2 protein-coding genes are annotated in these 1,269 nt (G+C 57.2%); both read right to left on the bottom strand.

All coding sequences use genetic code 11. From position 1 onward, the window contains the following. Window positions 1–48: 48 nt before the first annotated feature. Window positions 49–489, bottom strand: a complete 441-nt coding sequence (locus ACE4YL_RS03625; protein WP_461369248.1) for a hypothetical protein — start codon at window positions 487–489, stop codon at window positions 49–51. 58 nt (window positions 490–547) lie between these two features. Then, entirely contained in the window at window positions 548–925 is a 378-nt protein-coding gene (locus ACE4YL_RS03620; RefSeq protein WP_461369249.1) for a JAB domain-containing protein, read from the bottom strand. Window positions 926–1,269: the final 344 nt, after the last annotated feature.

Genomic DNA, 1,269 nt, shown 5'->3' with positions numbered 1-1,269 from the left:
CGGCGGGCCGGCCGCCCCCCCCTGGGGGAGGAGGGGCCGGAGCAGTTCTTATAAACTTGTCCGCAGGCGTTCAAACGCGTCGCGGAGTTCTTCGATTATCGCGTCCTCCTTCACCTCGAATGCCCGGATGATTTCGGGCAGGTGGTTGGCGAAGTGGAGGTGTTCGTCACGGGTGGCGACGCGAACCACCCGTTTGAAGTCCCGGTGCAAGTAGTACTCGCTGCCGGGCGGTTCGTTGTCAATGGCCCGGTATAGCGGGAAGTCCTCCACGCTACCGGGGTCAACAATGACAACGGTACGGAAACTGCCGATGTTCGAGTTGTAACGGTGCGCCCGGTAGCAAACACCGTCGACCTCGACCTCCGTGCCGAGCGGCACGGAATCGGCAATGTCCTTCGCCACCTGCAGCAACATGTCTTGTAGCTGCTTGGTGAGGCGGACGCGCTCCGCCCCCTTCTTTTCCAATTCTTTTGTGTAATCTTTAGCCATTTTACATACTTCCTCCTTGATTTTTCTGCCGGGATAGGCTCCCGGCGGGCCGTGTAATTTAAAGCAAGCCTTTCTCTTTAAAGCTGAAGTAAGTGCCGTCGCCGATAATCAGGTGATCCAGGACGGCAATACCCAGAATATGGCCGGCCTCCGAAAGTCTTTTGGTCACATCCCGATCCTCCTGACTGGGAGAAGGATCACCACTGGGGTGATTATGAACAAGTATAACCGAAGCCGCGCCCAAGATAACGGCGGGCTTAAACACTTCACGCGGGTGGACAATGGAAGAGTTTAGGCTTCCGATCGAAACCGTGTTGACACCTATAATGCCACATTTAGTGTTCAACAGGATTACGACGAAGTGTTCTCGGTCGTAATTCCCGAGGTAGTCAACAGCTTTGGCTACCGCGCCGGGTGATGTCAGGCGTTCCGGCATTGTGACGCTCGCCTCACGGACAAGCTGTACCTTATAAGCCGGGACCCGAGTATGTGCAACCGGGGCATCTACAAAGTGCGCTTGCATAGCTTTATCCCTCCTTCTCCCTGATCCGGCAGGGAGCACCGTGTTTTTGTTTTCGGAGCTAACCGCTCCCGGCCGGCCCCAACAGGTGGGGCCGGCGGGGGTAGATTTTATTCTTCTTTCACTTCTCCTTTCTGCCCCGATAAGCTCGGGGCGGGCTGTTTACATCGCCCCTTCGGGCGGCCAGGTTCCCCGGTTCCGGTTGTGGCGGATCGACAGTTCAGCGCCTCGCCGGGTCTTACACTCGTAGCGGGAGCCGT

The sequence above is a fragment of the Candidatus Darwinibacter acetoxidans genome (assembly GCF_041936445.1).
In the GTDB taxonomy this organism is placed as follows: domain Bacteria; phylum Bacillota; class Limnochordia; order Darwinibacteriales; family Darwinibacteriaceae; genus DTU010.
The sequence above is the reverse complement of the archived record's forward strand: the minus strand, read 5'-3'. Positions and strand labels throughout refer to the sequence as shown.

Bases quoted from the DNA above. Each gene is read 5' to 3' on its own strand.
- ACE4YL_RS03625 (WP_461369248.1), bottom strand. From the start codon at position 489: ATGGCTAAAGATTACACAAAAGAATTGGAAAAGAAGGGGGCGGAGCGC.
- ACE4YL_RS03620 (WP_461369249.1), bottom strand. From the start codon at position 925: ATGCCGGAACGCCTGACATCACCCGGCGCGGTAGCCAAAGCTGTTGAC.